16 protein-coding genes are annotated in these 18302 nt (G+C 43.5%); 5 read left to right on the top strand and 11 right to left on the bottom strand.

Annotation, left to right across the window (positions count from 1 at the left end; genetic code table 11):
* Positions 1-131: 131 nt before the first annotated feature.
* Positions 132-1088: a methyltetrahydrofolate cobalamin methyltransferase gene (locus tag AB2J24_RS01835; protein ID WP_367384214.1), complete on the top strand. Its 957-nt coding sequence runs from the start codon at positions 132-134 to the stop codon at positions 1086-1088.
* A 51-nt stretch (positions 1089-1139) separates the two neighbouring features.
* Complete coding sequence (locus AB2J24_RS01830) at positions 1140-3185, top strand: ASKHA domain-containing protein (protein WP_367384213.1); 2046 nt, start codon at positions 1140-1142, stop codon at positions 3183-3185.
* 17 nt (positions 3186-3202) lie between these two features.
* Here the strand turns inward: AB2J24_RS01830 and AB2J24_RS01825 are convergent, their stop codons facing one another.
* The 4 genes from AB2J24_RS01825 to AB2J24_RS01810 all read right to left on the bottom strand — a co-directional run bounded on the left by AB2J24_RS01825 (position 3203) and on the right by AB2J24_RS01810 (position 8592).
* Positions 3203-3415, bottom strand: coding sequence for a cold-shock protein (locus AB2J24_RS01825; protein WP_162652584.1), 213 nt, complete (start codon positions 3413-3415; stop codon positions 3203-3205).
* Positions 3416-3713: 298 nt separating this feature from the next.
* Complete coding sequence (locus tag AB2J24_RS01820; protein ID WP_367384212.1) at positions 3714-6077, bottom strand: mechanosensitive ion channel family protein; 2364 nt, start codon at positions 6075-6077, stop codon at positions 3714-3716.
* A 172-nt stretch (positions 6078-6249) separates the two neighbouring features.
* Complete coding sequence (locus AB2J24_RS01815; protein ID WP_367384211.1) at positions 6250-7359, bottom strand: endonuclease/exonuclease/phosphatase family protein; 1110 nt, start codon at positions 7357-7359, stop codon at positions 6250-6252.
* Between the two features lie 57 nt (positions 7360-7416).
* Positions 7417-8592, bottom strand: coding sequence for a PLP-dependent aminotransferase family protein (locus tag AB2J24_RS01810; RefSeq protein WP_367384210.1), 1176 nt, complete (start codon positions 8590-8592; stop codon positions 7417-7419).
* A gap of 174 nt (positions 8593-8766) precedes the next feature.
* On the opposite strand from AB2J24_RS01810, the gene AB2J24_RS01805 reads away from it, so the two are divergent.
* Positions 8767-9366: a LysE family translocator gene (locus AB2J24_RS01805; RefSeq protein WP_367384209.1), complete on the top strand. Its 600-nt coding sequence runs from the start codon at positions 8767-8769 to the stop codon at positions 9364-9366.
* Here AB2J24_RS01805 and sthA read toward each other — a convergent pair.
* From sthA to AB2J24_RS01780, 5 genes are all read right to left on the bottom strand, one after another.
* The gene (gene sthA, locus AB2J24_RS01800) at positions 9363-10754 is read right to left on the bottom strand and encodes a Si-specific NAD(P)(+) transhydrogenase (protein WP_367384208.1); all 1392 of its coding nucleotides are present in this window, start codon (positions 10752-10754) and stop codon (positions 9363-9365) included. The genes AB2J24_RS01805 and sthA overlap by 4 nt on opposite strands.
* Positions 10755-10887: 133 nt before the next feature.
* Complete coding sequence (locus tag AB2J24_RS01795) at positions 10888-11730, bottom strand: hypothetical protein (protein WP_367384207.1); 843 nt, start codon at positions 11728-11730, stop codon at positions 10888-10890.
* 304 nt (positions 11731-12034) lie between these two features.
* Positions 12035-12604 carry a hypothetical protein gene (locus AB2J24_RS01790; RefSeq protein WP_162652591.1) on the bottom strand — a complete coding sequence of 190 codons (570 nt, stop codon included), beginning with the start codon at positions 12602-12604 and terminating at the stop codon, positions 12035-12037.
* A 176-nt stretch (positions 12605-12780) separates the two neighbouring features.
* A complete protein-coding gene (gene ilvC / locus AB2J24_RS01785; RefSeq protein WP_162652592.1) occupies positions 12781-13800 on the bottom strand; it encodes a ketol-acid reductoisomerase in 1020 nt (339 codons plus the stop codon).
* 57 nt (positions 13801-13857) lie between these two features.
* Positions 13858-14511: a TetR/AcrR family transcriptional regulator C-terminal domain-containing protein gene (locus tag AB2J24_RS01780; RefSeq protein ID WP_367384206.1), complete on the bottom strand. Its 654-nt coding sequence runs from the start codon at positions 14509-14511 to the stop codon at positions 13858-13860.
* A gap of 169 nt (positions 14512-14680) precedes the next feature.
* On the opposite strand from AB2J24_RS01780, the gene AB2J24_RS01775 reads away from it, so the two are divergent.
* Both AB2J24_RS01775 and bfr read left to right on the top strand, forming a co-directional pair.
* The gene (locus AB2J24_RS01775) at positions 14681-15007 is read left to right on the top strand and encodes a (2Fe-2S)-binding protein (protein WP_420883604.1); all 327 of its coding nucleotides are present in this window, start codon (positions 14681-14683) and stop codon (positions 15005-15007) included.
* 126 nt (positions 15008-15133) lie between these two features.
* Positions 15134-15619, top strand: a complete 486-nt coding sequence (gene bfr / locus AB2J24_RS01770) for a bacterioferritin (RefSeq protein WP_162652594.1) — start codon at positions 15134-15136, stop codon at positions 15617-15619.
* A gap of 45 nt (positions 15620-15664) precedes the next feature.
* On the opposite strand, the gene AB2J24_RS01765 is transcribed toward bfr, so the two are convergent.
* Together AB2J24_RS01765 and AB2J24_RS01760 are read right to left on the bottom strand one after the other, a co-directional pair.
* The gene (locus AB2J24_RS01765; protein WP_367384205.1) at positions 15665-16420 is read right to left on the bottom strand and encodes a pyridoxine 5'-phosphate synthase; all 756 of its coding nucleotides are present in this window, start codon (positions 16418-16420) and stop codon (positions 15665-15667) included.
* A 205-nt stretch (positions 16421-16625) separates the two neighbouring features.
* Positions 16626-18269 (bottom strand): chloride channel protein, encoded by a 1644-nt coding sequence (locus tag AB2J24_RS01760; RefSeq protein ID WP_367384204.1) that lies wholly within the window; start codon positions 18267-18269, stop codon positions 16626-16628.
* Between the last annotated feature and the right edge of the window lie 33 nt (positions 18270-18302).

Genomic DNA, 18302 nt, shown 5'->3' with positions numbered 1-18302 from the left:
GCAAATATGCCTTGCTATACTTTGGTATTGTAAGAAACCATCACTTCATATAAAGATATCTTTATATCTTGATGGCATTGCATTTTAATGACTTACAATGTCGCTAAATCAGGCAAAAGGAGCCGCCTTAAATGACACGTACGATCGTCGCCTCAGCAACAAAAGAAGTTATCATTGGTTTTGATCAACCATTTTGCGTTATCGGAGAAAGAATTAATCCGACGGGCCGCAAGAAACTTGCAGCTGAGATGAATGCCGGCAACTTTGACACTGTGAAAGCTGATGCTTTGGCGCAGGTTGCAGCCGGTGCGAGTATGCTTGATATCAACGCGGGTGTCACTGCCGTTAATCCCAATGAGACCGAACCTCCCCTGCTCGTGAAAACGCTCCAGATGGTTCAGGAACTAGTCGACGTACCGCTTACAATTGATAGCTCTGTGACAGCGGCAATCCAAGCGGGTCTGGAAGTTGCAAAAGGTCGCCCATTGGTAAATTCGGTAACGGGCGAAGAAGAAAAACTCGAAGCCATTCTTCCGCTCATTAAAAAATATGATGTTCCGGTTGTGGCTATCTCCAATGATGAAACAGGTATTTCTGAGGACCCGGATGTACGCTTTGCCGTAGCAAAGAAGATTGTGGAGCGTGCCGCAGATTTTGGAATTAAACCGGAAGATATTGTTGTAGACCCGCTGGTTATGCCAATCGGTGCGATGGGAACTGCGGGTGAGCAGGTTTTCAAGCTTGTTCGCCGCCTTCGTGATGAACTTAAAGTCAACACAACATGCGGACTTTCAAACATCTCATTTGGCCTACCACACAGGCATGGTATTAATGCGGCATTTCTACCGATGGTCATTGGCGCAGGCATGACATCTGCGATCATGAACCCCTGCCGCCCTCAAGAGATGGAAGCCGTACATGGTGCAAATGTTCTAAATGGAACAGATCCAAATTGTCAGAATTGGATTATGACCTACCGTGACCACAAGCCGACAAGTTCCACCTCATCTGCGGCTGCAGGCGGCGAAGCTTCCGGCGGGGGACGTCGCAGAGGTGGCCGTGCAGCGCGACGTAGTGGCGGTGAATAAGACATGATGTTCAATGGATAGTTACTGAATGATAGAAAGCCACATCTTCAAATGACAGATCATCTCGTCCTTTTCATGCCATCTGGCAAACGAGGCAACTTTGCAACGGGCACCCCCATTTTGGAAGCAGCCCGTCAGCTTGGTGTCTATGTTGAAAGTGTATGCGGCGGTCGCGGCATATGTGGACGATGTCAGGTGGAAACACAATTCGGGCACTTTGCAAAACATGGTATTACATCTGAACAAAGCAGCATTTCCGAGCTGGGTGCCAAAGAAATTCGTTATGCCGAAAAACGTGATCTAAAAGAAGATCGGCGTCTTTCATGTTCGGCCCTCATCATGGGTGATCTGGTTGTCGATATACCGCAAGACACAGTTATCAACGCACAAGTAGTACGCAAAGATGCAGATCAACGTGTTATTGAACGCAATTCAGCAGTTCGCATGTGTTATATAGAGGTTGAAGAACCAGATATGCATAGCCCTTCGGGTGACATGGATAGGTTGATCGATGGGTTAGAGAAAGACTGGCAGATTTCTAACCCACGAATAGACTCTCATCTTGTTTCCGAGGTGCAATCGGTCCTACGTGCTGGAAATTGGAGCGTAACTGTTGCTGTCCATCAAGAAACTGAAAAGTCTCAGGCAGAAATTATTGCAATCTATCCCGAGCTTAAAAATGAAGCCTATGGCATAGCCTGTGATATCGGCTCAACGACGATTGCGCTTCATCTGACATCCCTACTGTCAGGCTCAAATATAGCATCTGCTGGCACATCAAATCCACAAATTCGCTTTGGCGAAGATCTGATGAGCCGTGTTTCCTATGTCATGATGAACCCAGATGGCCGAGAAGCCATGACGAAAGCGGTACGAAAATCTATCAATGAATTAATCGATCAAGTATGCGAAGATAGCGGCATAGACCGTCATAACATTTTGGACAGTGTATTTGTTGGCAATCCCGTCATGCATCACCTTTTCTTGGGCATAGATCCAACAGAACTTGGCGGCGCGCCCTTTGCTCTGGCTGTTTCTGGTGCAGTTCACCTGAAGGCAAAAGAGATTGATATCGAATTGAATGAAGGTGCTCGCACATATATATTACCCTGTATTGCCGGCCATGTTGGCGCGGATGCCGCAGCTGCCACGCTTTGCGAAGGGCCGCATCGTCAAGATGAAATGATGCTACTTATTGATGTTGGTACAAATGCTGAAATCGTTCTCGGAAACAGTAGTCATGCCGTTGCAGCGTCATCTCCAACTGGCCCCGCATTTGAAGGCGCTGAGACATCTTGTGGTCAGCGGGCAGCACCTGGAGCCATCGAACGCATTCGAATTGATCCTGAAACCTTAGAACCGCGTTATCGTATCATCGGTGTTGAACAATGGTCAAATGAAGATGGCTTTGAGGAAAAAGCAAAAGAAATCGGCATTACGGGCATATGCGGTTCCGGTATTATCGAAGTTATTGCCGAAATGTATCTAGCAGGCATCATTAGCGAAGATGGTGTTTTAAATGGGAAACTCGCAGAAAAGTCTGACAGAATTTTTGAAGATGGCCGTACATTCTCCTACCTCGTAAAAGAAGGCGAGCCTCGCATTATCGTAACGCAAAATGACGTTCGGGCAATCCAGCTTGCAAAAGCAGCTCTTTATGCTGGCGTCAAATTGTTGATGGACAAACAGAAAGTCACGTCAGTAGATAAAATCGGTCTGGCTGGTGCATTTGGTTCGTTTATCGACCCTAAATATGCAATGGTTTTAGGACTGGTCCCTGATTGCATCGTTGAAAATGTTAAAGCTGTTGGAAATGCGGCAGGAACGGGCGCACGCATGGCCCTACTCAACCGCGACTATAGACGCGAAATTGAGAAGACAGTTCGGGATATTGAAAAAATCGAAACGGCTTTGGAGCCAAGCTTTCAGGAACATTTTGTCAATGCAATGGCATTTCCTAACAAGGTAGATCCATTTCCAAAGCTTGAAAAAACAGTCATATTACCACCGCGAGAAATGAATTCCGTGCAGAGAAAACAATCGGATCAGACTCAGCAGTCCCGCAGACGAGGTGGGCGTAATCGGCGGCCTAGGTAAAATAAGCCGCCAAATAATTAATCGTTTATCAACTGCAATGAAGCAGCTGCGGATCTACCATTTCGACCTTCTTCCAACTCATAAGAAAGCTTCTGATTGTCCTGCAATTCTGAGAGGCCTGCCGCTTGCACCGCAGAAATATGCACAAATATATCCGCTCCGCCATCATCGGGCGCGATAAAACCATAGCCCTTAGTTGCATTAAACCACTTTATTGTACCGGTTGCCATAAAACTCGACTCCATATTCCAATCATAAGAAGCAAGCAAAACGACCAAGAATTGCCCGCTCGCAATCTCTCAGCGATCAGACACCTCTAACGGTTTGAGACCTTCCAGAAACTGCACAAAAATAAACTAGCCAATTAGATTAAAATTGCAAGTAAGATTTTTTGACAGAACAAAAGGTCAAAATAGCGATAGCTCAACAAAAAATTATGCAAAAGATGAGTTATCAGACTTATAGAAGATAACTTTATCTATAAATTTCAATACACAAGGGGTGCATCAAATAAAATAACTCACCATCTTAGTTTTCAGATTCTTCAGGTCCGTGCAAATAAACCTCCCGATGAGGATATGGAATTTCAATTCCTTCAGCCTGAAGACGATCATATATTGCGACACGCAGCTCATTACGAACATTGAATCCATTGCTAATATCCGCAAGAAACCCTCTTAAAGAAAAATCCAGTGATGACGCTCCAAAGTCAACAAATTCAACACTTGGCTCAGGTATTTTAAGAAGATTTGGATTTTCATCCGCAATCTCCAGCAATAGATCCATAATTTTCTTTGGGCTATTATCGTATGAAACACCAATCGGAACCTCAACACGTCCAATAGAGTTTCGATGGGTCCAGTTCCCCACAGCACCATTTACCAGCTCTGAATTGGGTACGATAACTGATTTACGGGAAAAAGTTTCAATCTCAGTAGCACGAACGGATATTTCTTTTACAATGCCCTGCACACTGGTTGTCTCTACCCAATCACCAGCCTTAAAGGGTCTTTCCGCCAGAAGAATAAGACCAGATACAAAGTTACTAACAATAGTTTGAAGTCCAAAACCAATACCCAATGAAAGCGCACCAGCTACAAGTGCCAGCGAGGATAAGTCAAATCCTGCGGCGCTCACCGCGATCATCGCAGCAACAGCTATTCCAAAATATCCGATAACTTTGCGAACAGAATTACGAACTCCTAACTCAACCTTACCACGACTTAAAATATTACGATCCAACCATTGTTGGAAGCGCCGCGTCGCAAAATAACCTATAGCAAAGAGGATGAGGCCAATTCCGATATTAACAATCGAAATTGTTATTCCGCCAATTTGTATGCGAGTAAAAAGATCAAGCCCCCCAGTAATCAACTCCTGCGGCCGATACCCCCACTGCAAGAGCACAAATGACAGACCAAGCCCAAATAAAAGGATGTTAATAATAATGCCTGTAACAAGACCAAGACTATTCAATAGGCTCTGTGAAAACTGAAAAGTTGTGATCAGATGCTTGCCCAAAAGAGATTCGGCGAAAGCATTTTCCTGCATAATTGCTTTTCCAGATAGCAATCCAAAATAAACTACAATCAAAATAGCGCCCGTAACAATGATTTGCGATGACATGAACGCACCCAATGCAACGTAACCAGCCAAACAGCTAAAAATTAATCCAACCCCTGTCATCAACATTGGCAGGCGAACCCATAGCGGCCAAGGTTCGCCATGACTACCAGAGCTCTCGTCTTTCGGAACCAGCGGTCTCAGTTGCGACGTGATAATCAGTATAAGTGCAAAAAGTACTGTTTCGACAAATGCTTGAAGAACACTGCTCTGGATAGGTAAGTTCAACAATTCACGCACACCAGCACCAAGATAACTGACGGTCTGAATTAAAAACGTGAAAACTGCCAGACCATAAAGAGCCTTTGCGCTTCGGTCTGTCAAATTCAATAATCGCCCGCGAGGTGCCCACGGCCCCAAGATAACTGACGCCAGCTTCAAAACGAGAACGAGCAAAACAATAGCCTGAAGAACGCGTGCGAATAGGGACGCAAAGTCCACTCGCAACACACCGAAGTTCAACAACAGAAAATACGTGCTTACACCAAAAGCTGCGACCGACAGGGTGGGAATAATAGCTGACCAAAAAGCCGAATTGAGCCTACTTCCAAAGCTTAGTTCGGCACGAGTGCTCTCATTATGTATAAACTGGCCAAAATACCTGTACCCACCAAAAAAAATCGCCATACCCGCAAGTATAGACAATGCAATGGAAATCAGGACACTTTGTTTTTTAAACTGCCAGACGAATGAAAGCCAAGAAAATGTCTTTGCTTTAAATACGGCAAATTCTCGCGAGAATGCTGTGGTAATATTTTCAAACGAAATCGTATCTATCTTCACGCGTTCAAACACTTGCGAGGTGAACATATCCCGACGCAGAAGACCAATATCAAAAATTAAATCCTCACCGGCAGCAGCAACTCCATCCAATTTCCCAATAAATACGGTAAGTAGCGCACTGTTTTCGGTTAGTTTATTGCGTTCTACCGTGATCGCCTCAGCCTCGGGTTCTGCACCATCAGCGGGTGCATCGCCGAGCGCGGTAAGGCGCTCCTTGTCCTTAACGCCTTCAGCACGCAGTCGATCAAGCATCTCCAAAACAGGTGCTAGAAAATCCTCTGTATCCGTGCGTAACTTAATAAGCTCATCTTCATTTTCCTGGTTATCGGTAAACCGCCGCTCCAAAATTTGTATCTGGGTCTCAAAAGACTCGATTTGCTTTTGATCTCGCTCAAAAGACGGAGAAATATTCTGCGCAGATGTAACCGTCAGCACACTGAAATTAACAAACAACATTGCAATGAAAAATCGCAAAAAATTACTCATATCTTAGCCTTTGGAATCAAGTGCTTCTTTAGATTTAAGGTTACTTTATCATATAGTTTTTTAAAAACACCAATCCAACATTGTTTTCAGATGGAGCGGCATTCTTTTGGATGGTCTGTAAAATAACAAACGATCATCATCTTCCCAATCAACCAATCAGAATTTCAAAAAATTACACTATATTGATCGACATCGCTAAAGGACAATGATCCGAAGCTTTCGGCCTATCCCAACCGACACGTGGATAACGCTCTACGTCCTGCCCATCGGGAAATACTGTACGCCAAGGCTGGCCGGCGCGAATTATATCCGGCTTTATGCTTGCAGAAGATTTTGCGAGAGCTGGAGATAATAAAATGTAATCAAGTTGACACAAATGCTGCACATCTGGTCCACGTGTATGGTAAACTGTCCAGCGATCTAATTCACTTCGGCGCTGTATTACATTCTCTGTAAACCCATCAGATAAAAAAACATCTATTGCACTTTGTTTTTCGTGCTCAACCTTAAAATCATAACCTGTTCTTCGATCACCAGTTACGACAACACGCTCATCGTAGTCATTCATGTCCCCACAAATGATAAAGCGTTTACTGTCAGTCTTCCCCTTACCAAAACGCTTTTCAATGATTTTGCGAACTGCCTTTGCCTCCGCCGCCCTCACTGGCATCGTATAGGTTTTCCCATCCAACCCATTTCGTGAAGATCCCATTGATTTAAAATGGACGACATAAATGGTCAACGGTTTACCGCCAACTAGCACGTCAATCTCTAGGCAATCACGTTTGAAAATGCGATCCTTAGGATTATATCTTTCTGACAATTCTTCGGTAAATAGATCAAAATCTTCATAGGTTACATGGGCATGGCTTTGCATACGTACAAATTCTATGTCCTGCCCGTCTCTGGTTTGCTCGCGCATCATAACACCAACATCGATGCCCCGACGGTCATTGCCTTCCGCTAGGTATTTCTGGCGATAACCTTCACCAACCATCTTATAGAGATAGCCACGCTCAAATGCACTCAATGTATCGATATCTTCAACTTCTTGCAGGCAGACAATGTCAGCGTCAGTATCTGCTATAGCAAGCGCAGTGAGTTGTCGTGTATCATCTGTTAGAGAAACAATCCGAGCAATCTCCATCTGCTTATATTGTTCTTTGTCTTTCGGATCATACAATTGATTGACACGATCTTGACGATGATCTCGTTCGAAACCGGAAAAATCAAAACGACTTAATAGATTTTCAGCGTTAAACGTCGCTATTCTCAATACCATACTGACCACATTCCCTCATTATCCTGAAATGAGGGTTGGGCTTTTTTGCACCCAAGGTCAAGTGAAGTTTGATATACATTGACCAAGTTCAGCTATTCCCGTTTGGATATTCTCAATACTTGGATGCGAAAAATTTAGCCGCAATGTATTTTTACCCTCACCATTTGCATGAAATGCATGCCCCGGCACAAATGCGATTTTGTGCTTATGCAATGCATGTTTTAGCAGCTTTGTCGCATCCATTGTCGTTGGCAATTTCAGCCAAATGAACATGCCGCCCTCTGGTTTTGTCCAACTTACGCCGTTTGGCATATTTACATCCAACGCGCCCAACATGGCATCACGTTTTTGGCAATAAACCAACTTGAGACCTTCAACATGTTCATCAAAATCATGTTGCACGACCTCGTAAACAGCCATCTGATTTATCGTTGGCGAATGTAGATCCGCAGCCTGTTTTATGAGCACCAGCTTTTCGATGATTTCCTTTGATGCGCAAACCCAACCTATCCGCAAGCCAGGACTAAGTGTCTTTGAAAAACTTCCACAAAAAATCGTTCGTACGTCATTGATACTTTTCCCATCTTCCATTTCCAACGCCAAAAGAGAAGCTTCATCAGTCCCAGAATAACGCAGAGCCTTATAGGGTGCATCCTCAATGACAATTGAATCCGAAACCTCCGCACTCTCAAGAATTCTGCGCCGCTCATGTTCACTTAGTGTAACTCCCGTTGGGTTTGCAAAATCAGGCACAGTATAAATAAACTTTGCTCGCCCATTCCGTTTTTGCTCGATTTGAAGCGGTTCAAATTCAGGCTCATAAGGCCTAAATGCCTGCAATGCTCCAAGATATGTCGGATTATCAACAACGGCTACATCATCCTTAGAGAGAAACATTTTTCCAAGATAATCTAATGCCTGCTGCGATCCCGACGTTATGAGAATATTATCGACATCACAATCAACATTCAGCTTCGCCATATACTCGACAAGCCAATGTCTCAGTGGCAAATACCCTTCGCTAACCGAATATTGTAGGCTTTGTTCTGCATTCTCGCCACTAAGAATTTTGCTAAAAGCACTTTCAAATCGCTTCTTGGGAAACAATGTTGGATCAGGAATCCCGCCTGCAAAAGAAATAATATCATCTTGATCCAAAATTTTCAAAAGTTCACGAATTTCTGAAGCTTGCATATTCTTCATGCGATTTGCGAATAGGTCTGATATATTCATCGGATTCTCATTTATGTCAGCATTACTGACCTAGTCAGATATATTGACGTATTGAAAATTGCAACACTTTTCTTTTGTTTGATGTGCAGAACTTCCTATTTGGAAAAATAGATATAAGGTTTAATGGAACTCATACACTTTGTTTCATATGAAATTGAACTTGCGGAATAACCTTTGATTACGTTTATAATTGCAGTGTTTCTTCTTCTAACCACACCAGGTCCCGGTGTTTTAACGCTCGCCGGTGTTGGTTCAGCATATGGCTACAGACATGGCTTTCGATATCTAATCGGTCTGCTTATCGGTCAAAACATTGTTGCCATTGCAGTTGCTACCGGTCTAGCGGCCATATTGCTAGCAGCGCCAATCATTCGAAATATTCTACTTGTTTTATCCGTATCTTATATGATCTTTTTAGCATATAAGATTGCATTCTCAGGTTCAAAAATTGCATTTATTGGCGCCAGCAAATCACCTGGAGTACGCGGCGGCATTATTCTGCAAATCATCAATCCCAAAGCTTATGTCGTTAATACGAGCCTATTTACGGGCTTCTCAATTTGGCCTGATAGTTTCACCACAGAGATTACATTCAAATTCTTTGCATTAAATCTAATTTGGCTATGTATCCACATATTGTGGTTAGCTATGGGGGTAACGATACATAGGCTTAGTTTATCCGCGAGAATTCAGCATTTTATCAATATAAGCATGGCCATAGCGCTCATAGCCGTTGTAGGGTTAGCATTATGGGCACAATTCTACACCAACTAATGTGGCATTTTATTCCAAGCATCCAGCGCGGCAATTTTGTAAGCTTCTGCGAGCGTCGGATAATTGAATGTATTTTCAACAAAATATTCAAGCGTGCCACCAAGATTTATTACCGCCTGACCAACATGGATTAGCTCTGTAGCTCCCTCACCCACGATATGACAACCAAGCAATCGACGTGTTTTCAATGAAAATATCATTTTTAACATGCCTGTTTCCAGACCCATAATATGTCCGCGCGATGTCTCACGAAAACGCGCTATGCCACACTCATAGGGAATATTACGTTCGTTAACTTCTTCTTCCGTCATGCCAATAGTCGAAATTTCGGGCACAGCGTAAATACCATAAGGGAAATATTCTGGCGGTTCATGCGCCTTTTCTCCAAACGCATGGCACGCAGCAATTCGACCCTGCTCCATTGATGTCGAAGCCAAACTAGGAAACCCGATAACATCACCAGCGGCATATATGCCATTAACACTTGTTTCAAAAGTATTTGCATTAACGGAAATACGCCCGCGATGATCGCACTCAATCCCACAATTTTCCAAACCTAGACTATCTGTTGCACCCATCCGGCCAGCGGCAAATAACACCATATCCGACTTAATTGAGCGTCCATCTTCCATGTCAATCTGACATCCAGCTCCATCGAGTTTCTTCACTTTTTCAACTTTCTTGCCAAATCGTAGAATCATTCCGCGATCACGCAACTGGTAAGTAAAATCGCTGATTAGTTCTTTATCGACAAAATCGAGCATAGAGTCCCTCGGCTCAATCAAGGTAACATGCACATCCAGCGCATTGAAAATAGTCGCATATTCGACACCAATCACACCTGCACCAATAATGGCGATACTACGCGGCAGGTTCACCAAATCCAAAATCTCATCACTATCCAAGAATGTTTTACCATCGAAAGGATAGTCTTTTGGCCGAAATGGTTTTGTTCCTACTGTGAGAAGAAATTTATCGGCTGTTAGTTCGATAATCTCACCATCTTCCCCCTGCACCGAGATCTTCTTTTCTGCAATGAACTTGGCTTCACCCTTAATCGTATCCACGCGATTTCGTGCAAATTGATGTTCAAGCACTTCAACTTCGTGATTAAGCGTAATATGCAGACGCTCGCGCAAATCATCAGCCGAAAGGTTTTCCTTCACACGATATGCACGACCGTAAAAACCCCGTTCCCGCCATCCACTCAGATTTAGCGCGGTTTCTCGTAGAGTTTTTGATGGAATTGTACCAGTATGAACTGAAACGCCACCTACTCGTCTGCCTTTTTCAACAACACAGACTGATTTCCCCAGTTTGGCGGCTTGAATTGCCGCACGGCGCCCAGCCGGCCCGCTGCCGATAACAATAAGGTCATGATGATCCAATGCATTCTCCCCAGATAGAATGGATAATTCATCTCATCAAAAACATATTCTAATTGCGTCGGGCTTACCCATACAAAAAGGGCCCGCTTTCATAACAGAAGCGAACCCAATTATTTACTTGTAGGAATTTGCGTCAGTAATCGTTGTAAAATGAGTCCGTAAACAGACTTGGCAACTGCTCGCGCGCATTTTCTGCAATTGTTTTCATAATTTCAAGCGCGGCTTCCATCTCTAGATCAACAATAGCTGCAGCAGTTAATGGGTTTTGTCCGGCAGGTTGAGGACCGAGAGAACCGCTTGGACCACCATCAAACAGACTTGCCATATCATTTAAACTTGCAGAACCTCCGCCGAAGCCGAGGCCGCGCTGGTCACCATAGGCCATATAAGATGCTTGTGTTACTTCCGACCGCTCGAAAGACAATGTGGAAATTGAATTTCCGTTCTCATCTTCGGTGACAGAGAAACTGATACTAAACGATTGGGTATTTGAATAAGAAATATTTTGATATCCACCCGAAGCATTGGAGCCCTCGAACGAGAATGCAGTCGACATCTCAAAATCAAGATTAAAACTTGTTAACTTGCCGTCGACTTGCTCCATATCGAATGAAAGCCCTGCATAAGACTCCAAATCAAGACCCGCGCTGTTGCCACGGCCATCGCTTTTGGATGCAGATACAGAAAGCGAACTCTCAAATTCGGCGCTTGTAAGCTGGGTAAGACTTCCCGCATTATTCCCACCCTTTACAGGTTCATCCGAAATTCGGTTCTGCATACTATCTAGGAAGGAGGTAAGGATCTGCGACGCAGCTTTATCAAAAGCCTGTCTGGCACCATCAGTATGGCCCTGCAGCGCACCTAATACATTTCTAGGGCCGGGAGGTGCCGATTTTTGCTGCCCGCCATTATCGCTTCCAGATTGTTGGAGTGATACATTGGCAAATTGTTGGTAACCTGCATATGCTGAAATCATAATACTTGTCCGTTACTCCGTGTCCCCCCGAACACAAATTGAATATGGCATGCCTTAAAAAACATGCACCATCTACGATCAAGAATACCTCTCTAGTATTAAGTGCGGCTTAACTTACCATTGCCAGAAATCGCGATATATCGTTAAGATTTGGGAAACCATAACAGCCCCCTTAAGCAAATTTGCACTCAAATAAATAGCAAACTATTCTCATAAATAATTAAGCCCTGAGCAAATGCACAGGGCTTAATTATTCGACAAACTCGCGAATGACGCAAATAAAATTAACAATCAGACGGCAAGCCTATCGCGCATTTTTGAGCCATTTTTTCAAATTATTAGAAAAGGAAGTAACAATTAAATCAATACGCTTGTCCGTCTTAGCCGTTGAGACATTCTTGATAGCGGAATAAATTAAGCCAACAGGGATACCATTGATTGAAGAGCCATTATTGCTACCTCGATCCTCTCCTCTAATTTTGTGCGCAGCAATAGTCGCATTAGTGTCCACATCAACAATGCTTACGACACCGCTGACATAGGAATCAGAAGCCAGCGCAACGCGACCAACGCCGGAAGCTATGCTGGCTTTATCCAAAAGAATAACAAGACGGGCTGGCTTTTGCCCAGTCATCAAATTTGGTAAATCAGCAGTAACACGCGCTTTGACTTGATCCGAAAATTTTTGTGCCAAAACCTCGGACGACTCATCTCCAAGTGATTTAACTCCTGTGCTAAACCGCAAAGATCTATTAACGACAACCGACTGGGCATAGTAATTAGAAACCGCATTCACTGTGGCTGGATCTGGCTTTGTTTGGCAGGCAGTAATACTAACAAGAACAATAAGTAATACAAAAAAACGTTTAATCATCTGCAAGTCCCTAAGATTTTGAAGCCTTTTGGCTTAATAAGAAATAGATAGTCAAAACTACAAAGTAATGTAGATGCAATGCACCATTTGGCACAAAAAAACCAACCCCATCCAATTATTTAATAAAATCAATAATTGGATGGGGTTGGCAAAAGAGATCAAAATTGAAAATCGCTCTAGTTTTTAGCTTTATCAACCAACTGATTTTTGGCAATCCAAGGCATCATACCGCGAAGTTTTGCGCCAACTTCTTCGATCTGATGCTCATCGTTCAAGCGACGGATACCTTTAAAGCGGGCACCACCAGCACGGTATTCTTGCATCCAGTCAGATGTAAATTTACCAGTTTGAATATCAGTTAGAACACGTTTCATCTCAGCTTTTGTTTCGTCTGTGATGATGCGTGGACCTGAAACATACTCGCCCCACTCAGCAGTGTTTGAAATTGAGTAGTTCATGTTTGCAATGCCACCTTCATAGATAAGGTCAACGATGAGTTTTACTTCGTGCAAACACTCAAAGTAAGCCATTTCAGGCGCATAACCAGCCTCTGTCAATGTCTCAAAGCCAGCACGGATCAATTCAACAAGACCACCACAAAGAACAACCTGCTCACCGAATAGATCAGTTTCACACTCTTCACGGAAGTTTGTTTCAATGATGCCTGAACGACCACCGCCAACGCCACAAGCATATGACAATGCAAGATCATGTGCATTACCAGAAGCATCATGATGAACAGCGATCAGGCATGGCACGCCGCCGCCCTTCATGTATTCGCCGCGCACTGTGTGACCAGGGCCCTTCGGTGCAACCATAACAACATCTACTGTTGATTTTGGTTCAATAAGACCGAAATGAACATTAAGACCATGGGCAAACGCAATCACAGCGCCATCGCGAATGTTCGCCGCAATGTGGTCCTTATAAATGTCAGCTTGAAGTTCATCAGGAGCCGCCATCATCATAAAGTCAGCCCAAGCAGCCGTATCGGCTACAGACTTAACTTCAAAACCATCTGCTTCAGCTTTTTTCACTGTCGGAGAGCCTTCACGAAGCGCAATAACAATACCTTCCGCGCCAGAATCTTTAAGGTTCATAGCATGAGCACGACCTTGTGAACCGTAACCGATGATTGCAACTTTTTTCGATTTGATGAGATTTAGATCCGCATCAGCATCATAATAAACGCGCATTTTATATCCTTCCAATAACAAGACTTATGTCTGTTTTTCTATTAATTATTTTCTCACTCAGCTCTTTATTGAGCCAAACAACTTGTAAAACTGTTCAACCGCTTGGTTGGCAGTATTCTCTATTTCATCTGCGCTCATATTATTGTTATCGCCGAGCAACAAACGCACATGAAAATCTGAAACGATAAGCCCGTATAAAACTCGATAAGTTTCATCGACCTTCGCAAATTTTAAAAAGCCTTTATCCTTCGCCGAATTGAGAAATGCGTGTGCACGCGCCTCAATCAATCCGCGACCATTCTTCATCAAAAGCGGCCCAAGCTGAGAAGCCTCGTCACTCGCCTGCCCTATGGCAAGCCGATTTAATGCTAATGAAATTTCACCCGACAAAACCGTAAGCAACTCGGTTGCAAAACGTACGAGATATTCTTTAAATGCAGCCGTACTTTTAAAAACATCATTATTCAAAACAGCTCCTACTTTGCTGCCTTGAACCGTCATCATTGCAGCAAGCAAACCATTGCGATCACCAAACCACTTATAGAGACTTTCTTTGGAACAATTTGAAGCCCGCGCAATGTTTGCAGTCGTCAACGCCTTCCCGCCGCCGGAAACAAGCAAATCCAGAGCGTTTTCCAACACTTCTTTCTGACGTATTGTCAGTTCGGATTGTCCATAATCTTGGACACCTAAATGATCAGTTTGCAACATTAATTTCTCCAGTACCGTACGGTACGGTTCTTCAATATTTCAAGTTTATGTCGTCGTCAACCATTTTTGCCAATTAATGAGCGGAATCGTCATCTTGGATCAAAATATATTGACTCCAACGCGCGACTGGATAATAAGGTGACTTAATTATTCATGTTAAATAACGTTGATGCGTATGATTGTTTGTAGCTGCAATATTATTTCCAAACAAGAAATTGAAGAAGTCATAATTGAGCTTCTCCAAGATGACCCTTGGCGCCTAATTGTCCCCGGTGTTGTATACCATGCGATGAATGCACGTGGGAAATGCTGCGGATGCTTCCCTGGTGTTGTGGACATCATCGTCGCAACAACTCAAAAATTTCATGAAGAACAACAGACACCTTCAGCAGAGATTATTTGCTTCATGGATAAATTGAAAAAGCATCATGATGCCTGTGAAACAGCACGTATGATTGCTCGGCATCGTCAACTAAAGACCCGCAAACAAGCTTAGTTTCTTTTTTCTTTAAAAAACCACTCCCTCCCCCCTAGACAAACTCACGCAAATCACTACTTTAGAATTATTCTAATCTGTAGATTCCACTGGAATCCAACCTATGTTAAAGAGAAGGGGTTAGCCATGAAGGGTAGCGCAAAAGTTATTGAACGATTGAATGAAGCTCTATTTTTAGAACTTGGAGCTGTAAACCAGTATTGGCTACATTATCGTCTAGTTGATGATTGGGGATTTGCTTTGCTTGCAAAGAAAGAACGCGAGGAGTCAATTGAAGAGATGCAACATGCTGACAAGCTGATCGACCGCATTATTTTTCTCGGTGGACACCCGAATATGCAAACCATAGCACCACTTAAAATTGGCCAAAACATCAAGGAAGTTTTAGAGGCTGATCTGGAAGGCGAATATGGTGCACGCAAATCCTACTCAGAATCTCGCAAAATATGCGAAGCTGAAGGTGATTTCGTTTCGATGCGTCTTTTCGATGATCTATTGGCCGATGAAGAAGGTCACATCGACTTCCTTGAAACTCAACTTGAGCTATTGGAAAATATTGGCGTTGAGAAATACGGCCAGCTAAATGCCGAACCAGCAAACGCTGCGGAATAATAATCAATATGTCTGGGTAACGCCTGTCGTTAAACGTTACCCAGACTAAGTCGTCGGCCAGCCACTAGCAGACAAAAACCGCTTTACGGTTCCTTCCATCCCAAATTCAAGTGCGTCTGCAATTAAACCATTTCCAATTGAAACTTCTAAAAGATTATCAACTGCACCTGCCAATCCTAGCATATTTGCGACGGTTAAGTCATGCCCCGCATTAACATCCATCCCATATTTGGCTGCAAAACCTGCCGTATGAGAAAGATCAGCGAGAGCATTCTCCGCAGCATCCGAATCGTCAAAAGTACTGCCATAGGGACCAGTATAAAGCTCAATCCGATCAGAACCAGCTTCACTAGCTGCAATAATTTGGGTTTCATCAACATCAGGGTCGCAAAAACACGATACGCGAAATTGCTTTGTTTTTAAGCGCGTTATTATCGGCACCAAAACATTGTGGTTTGAAATAAAGTCCCATCCATGATCAGATGTTGCTTGAGATGGATCATCTGGCACAAGCGTCACCTGGTCGGGCTCGTGTTTTTCAACCAACTCCAGAAACTCACCTGTTGGGTAGCCTTCAATGTTCAATTCAGCATCGGGGAATTCATCATCAATAAGCGCACGTAGCGGGGCCAAATCTGAAAACCTTATATGCCGCTGGTCAGGTCTTGGATGTACCGTCAAACCATGAGCCCCGGCATTTAACGCAATACGCCCTAAACCAACGACATCTGGCCAAGGTAGATCACGCCTATTTCGAAGCAAGGCGACCGCATTCAAATTTACAGATAATTTAGCAGGCATTTCACTAACCTCAACTTCAAACACTATCTTAATATACGCTAGTACATTGTCTATGAATACCAATATAAATTGATGTAACCAGTTAAAAAATTCATATGTGACAGCTTTATTTTGAGATTGCATAACGCAAGGCGCTGCAATTTGATACAGTAAACTAAACTGTTCTCAAGTTTCATCACATGTCAAGTTTCATACTCCGACAACATCATTGATGTTCTTCTTCCTGAACATCTATAAGCGACTGATTAATAAGGTCGATCGCGTTGGTATATTCTGCCCATGCAATGATTTTTCTGTGATCATTTGATCCAACAACAGGCAATCGCATCTCACCTGTTTCATCAAACAACTTCAATGCAGTTTCAAAATTATCTGTCGACTTCAAAACCAAAACATCGCCCTCAGCAAGAACATCATCACCTTGGCCACTTGCAGATCCATCAAGCTCAATCATGATATCAGAAACCCAAAGATTTCTCAGCATTGCGCGGTACGGCCCGTGTCTTACGTCCAACCCACGCAACTCAAGCTGCCAATGGAAAAAGGAGCGACCATGGATAGCCTGATTTATCCCGTGAGAAACCGCGATAGTAAGAAGCAATGCTATAGAAAGCGTATATCCTCCCGTCAATTCAAACGCGATCACCGTTGTCGAAATCGGAGCTCCAATGACAGTTGCAGCCACCGCCCCCATGCCTAAAATTGCATATAGACCTGGATCAGAGGCCATCTCTGGCAATATTCCTGCCGCAGTAATACCGAATACACCACCCGTAAGCGCACCTAAATAAAGAGCTGGTGAAAACACACCACCACCAAATCGGGAGGCATACGTGAGAGCCGATGCAAATATTTTCAGCGTGATCAAAACGACCATAAGCATAACGGGAATTCTTGTCCAAAGAGCATCATTTGTCGTCTCATAACCAATGCCCAATATTTGCGGATAGTAAGTACCGATTATCCCTAATGCTAAACCACCAAGAACGGGCCTGATCCACAACGGAAGGTCCAGCTTTTTCGCCGAATAGTCCGCGAGGAACAGACTAAATTGGAAGACAATAGCAACAAACGCACAAACCATTCCCAAAAGGAAGAAAGCCGGAAATTCAAAATATGAGATAATTTCATAACTTGGAATAGAAAATACCGTATCTTCACCCAACCAAAGTCGGGAAATGACAGTACCTGATACCGAAGACAATACAATTGGAACAAAAGAACGAGCAGAATAGTGCCCAAGTATGACCTCATGAGCAAACAATACGCCAGCAATCGGCGCATTGAAGCTAGCAGACACGGCAGATGCAGCTCCCGCAGCCAGCAATGTTCTACTCGATTTTTCTGGCAATTTCATCTTGCTTGCAAGTGAACTCGCAAATGATGCGCCAAGATGAATGACTGGACCCTCACGACCTGCGCTTGCTCCTGCCCCAAGAGAAATGACAGTTACAATTGCAGACCAAACACCTTCTCGAAAACTCAATTTACGACCAGAAACATGTCGAGCTTCCATAACATCAGCTACACTTCCAGCGCGGTGTATTTTCAATACAAACTGCAACAGTAGACCTACAATTAACCCGCCGGCAGCTGGCGTTAGTAAAATTACGAGGAAGTGTACATCTTTAAGCTTTGCAAGAAAAATTTCGCTCCGTTCACCTGACCAAACATATTGTACGAAACCGATAAATTCATTGAATAAAACAACAAGGATTGCTGCGCCAATACCGATTATAATGCCAAGCATCCAAATTAGAGGCTGTCGATGTGTTGTAAAGCTAGATAAGTTAGGCCGTATCCACTGAGAAAAAAGCCCTATGGTTTTACTGGTGATTTCAAAGAGCAATTATATTCCCCATCCATTTATATTGCTTCAATT

Origin of the sequence: Lentilitoribacter sp. EG35 (assembly GCF_040784015.1) — a bacterium.
Lineage (GTDB): Bacteria > Pseudomonadota > Alphaproteobacteria > Rhizobiales > Rhizobiaceae > Lentilitoribacter.
The sequence above is the reverse complement of the archived record's forward strand: the minus strand, read 5'-3'. Positions and strand labels throughout refer to the sequence as shown.

Coding starts and splice junctions, on each gene's coding strand:
- bfr (WP_162652594.1), top strand. CDS start 15,134: ATGAAGGGTAGCGCAAAAGTTATTGAACGATTGAATGAAGCTCTATTT.
- AB2J24_RS01830 (WP_367384213.1), top strand. CDS start 1,140: ATGACAGATCATCTCGTCCTTTTCATGCCATCTGGCAAACGAGGCAAC.
- AB2J24_RS01790 (WP_162652591.1), bottom strand. CDS start 12,604: ATGATTAAACGTTTTTTTGTATTACTTATTGTTCTTGTTAGTATTACT.
- AB2J24_RS01835 (WP_367384214.1), top strand. CDS start 132: ATGACACGTACGATCGTCGCCTCAGCAACAAAAGAAGTTATCATTGGT.
- AB2J24_RS01775 (WP_420883604.1), top strand. CDS start 14,681: ATGCGTATGATTGTTTGTAGCTGCAATATTATTTCCAAACAAGAAATT.
- ilvC (WP_162652592.1), bottom strand. CDS start 13,800: ATGCGCGTTTATTATGATGCTGATGCGGATCTAAATCTCATCAAATCG.
- AB2J24_RS01815 (WP_367384211.1), bottom strand. CDS start 7,359: ATGGTATTGAGAATAGCGACGTTTAACGCTGAAAATCTATTAAGTCGT.
- AB2J24_RS01825 (WP_162652584.1), bottom strand. CDS start 3,415: ATGGCAACCGGTACAATAAAGTGGTTTAATGCAACTAAGGGCTATGGT.
- AB2J24_RS01820 (WP_367384212.1), bottom strand. CDS start 6,077: ATGAGTAATTTTTTGCGATTTTTCATTGCAATGTTGTTTGTTAATTTC.
- AB2J24_RS01765 (WP_367384205.1), bottom strand. CDS start 16,420: ATGCCTGCTAAATTATCTGTAAATTTGAATGCGGTCGCCTTGCTTCGA.
- AB2J24_RS01795 (WP_367384207.1), bottom strand. CDS start 11,730: ATGATTTCAGCATATGCAGGTTACCAACAATTTGCCAATGTATCACTC.
- AB2J24_RS01780 (WP_367384206.1), bottom strand. CDS start 14,511: ATGTTGCAAACTGATCATTTAGGTGTCCAAGATTATGGACAATCCGAA.
- AB2J24_RS01810 (WP_367384210.1), bottom strand. CDS start 8,592: ATGAATATATCAGACCTATTCGCAAATCGCATGAAGAATATGCAAGCT.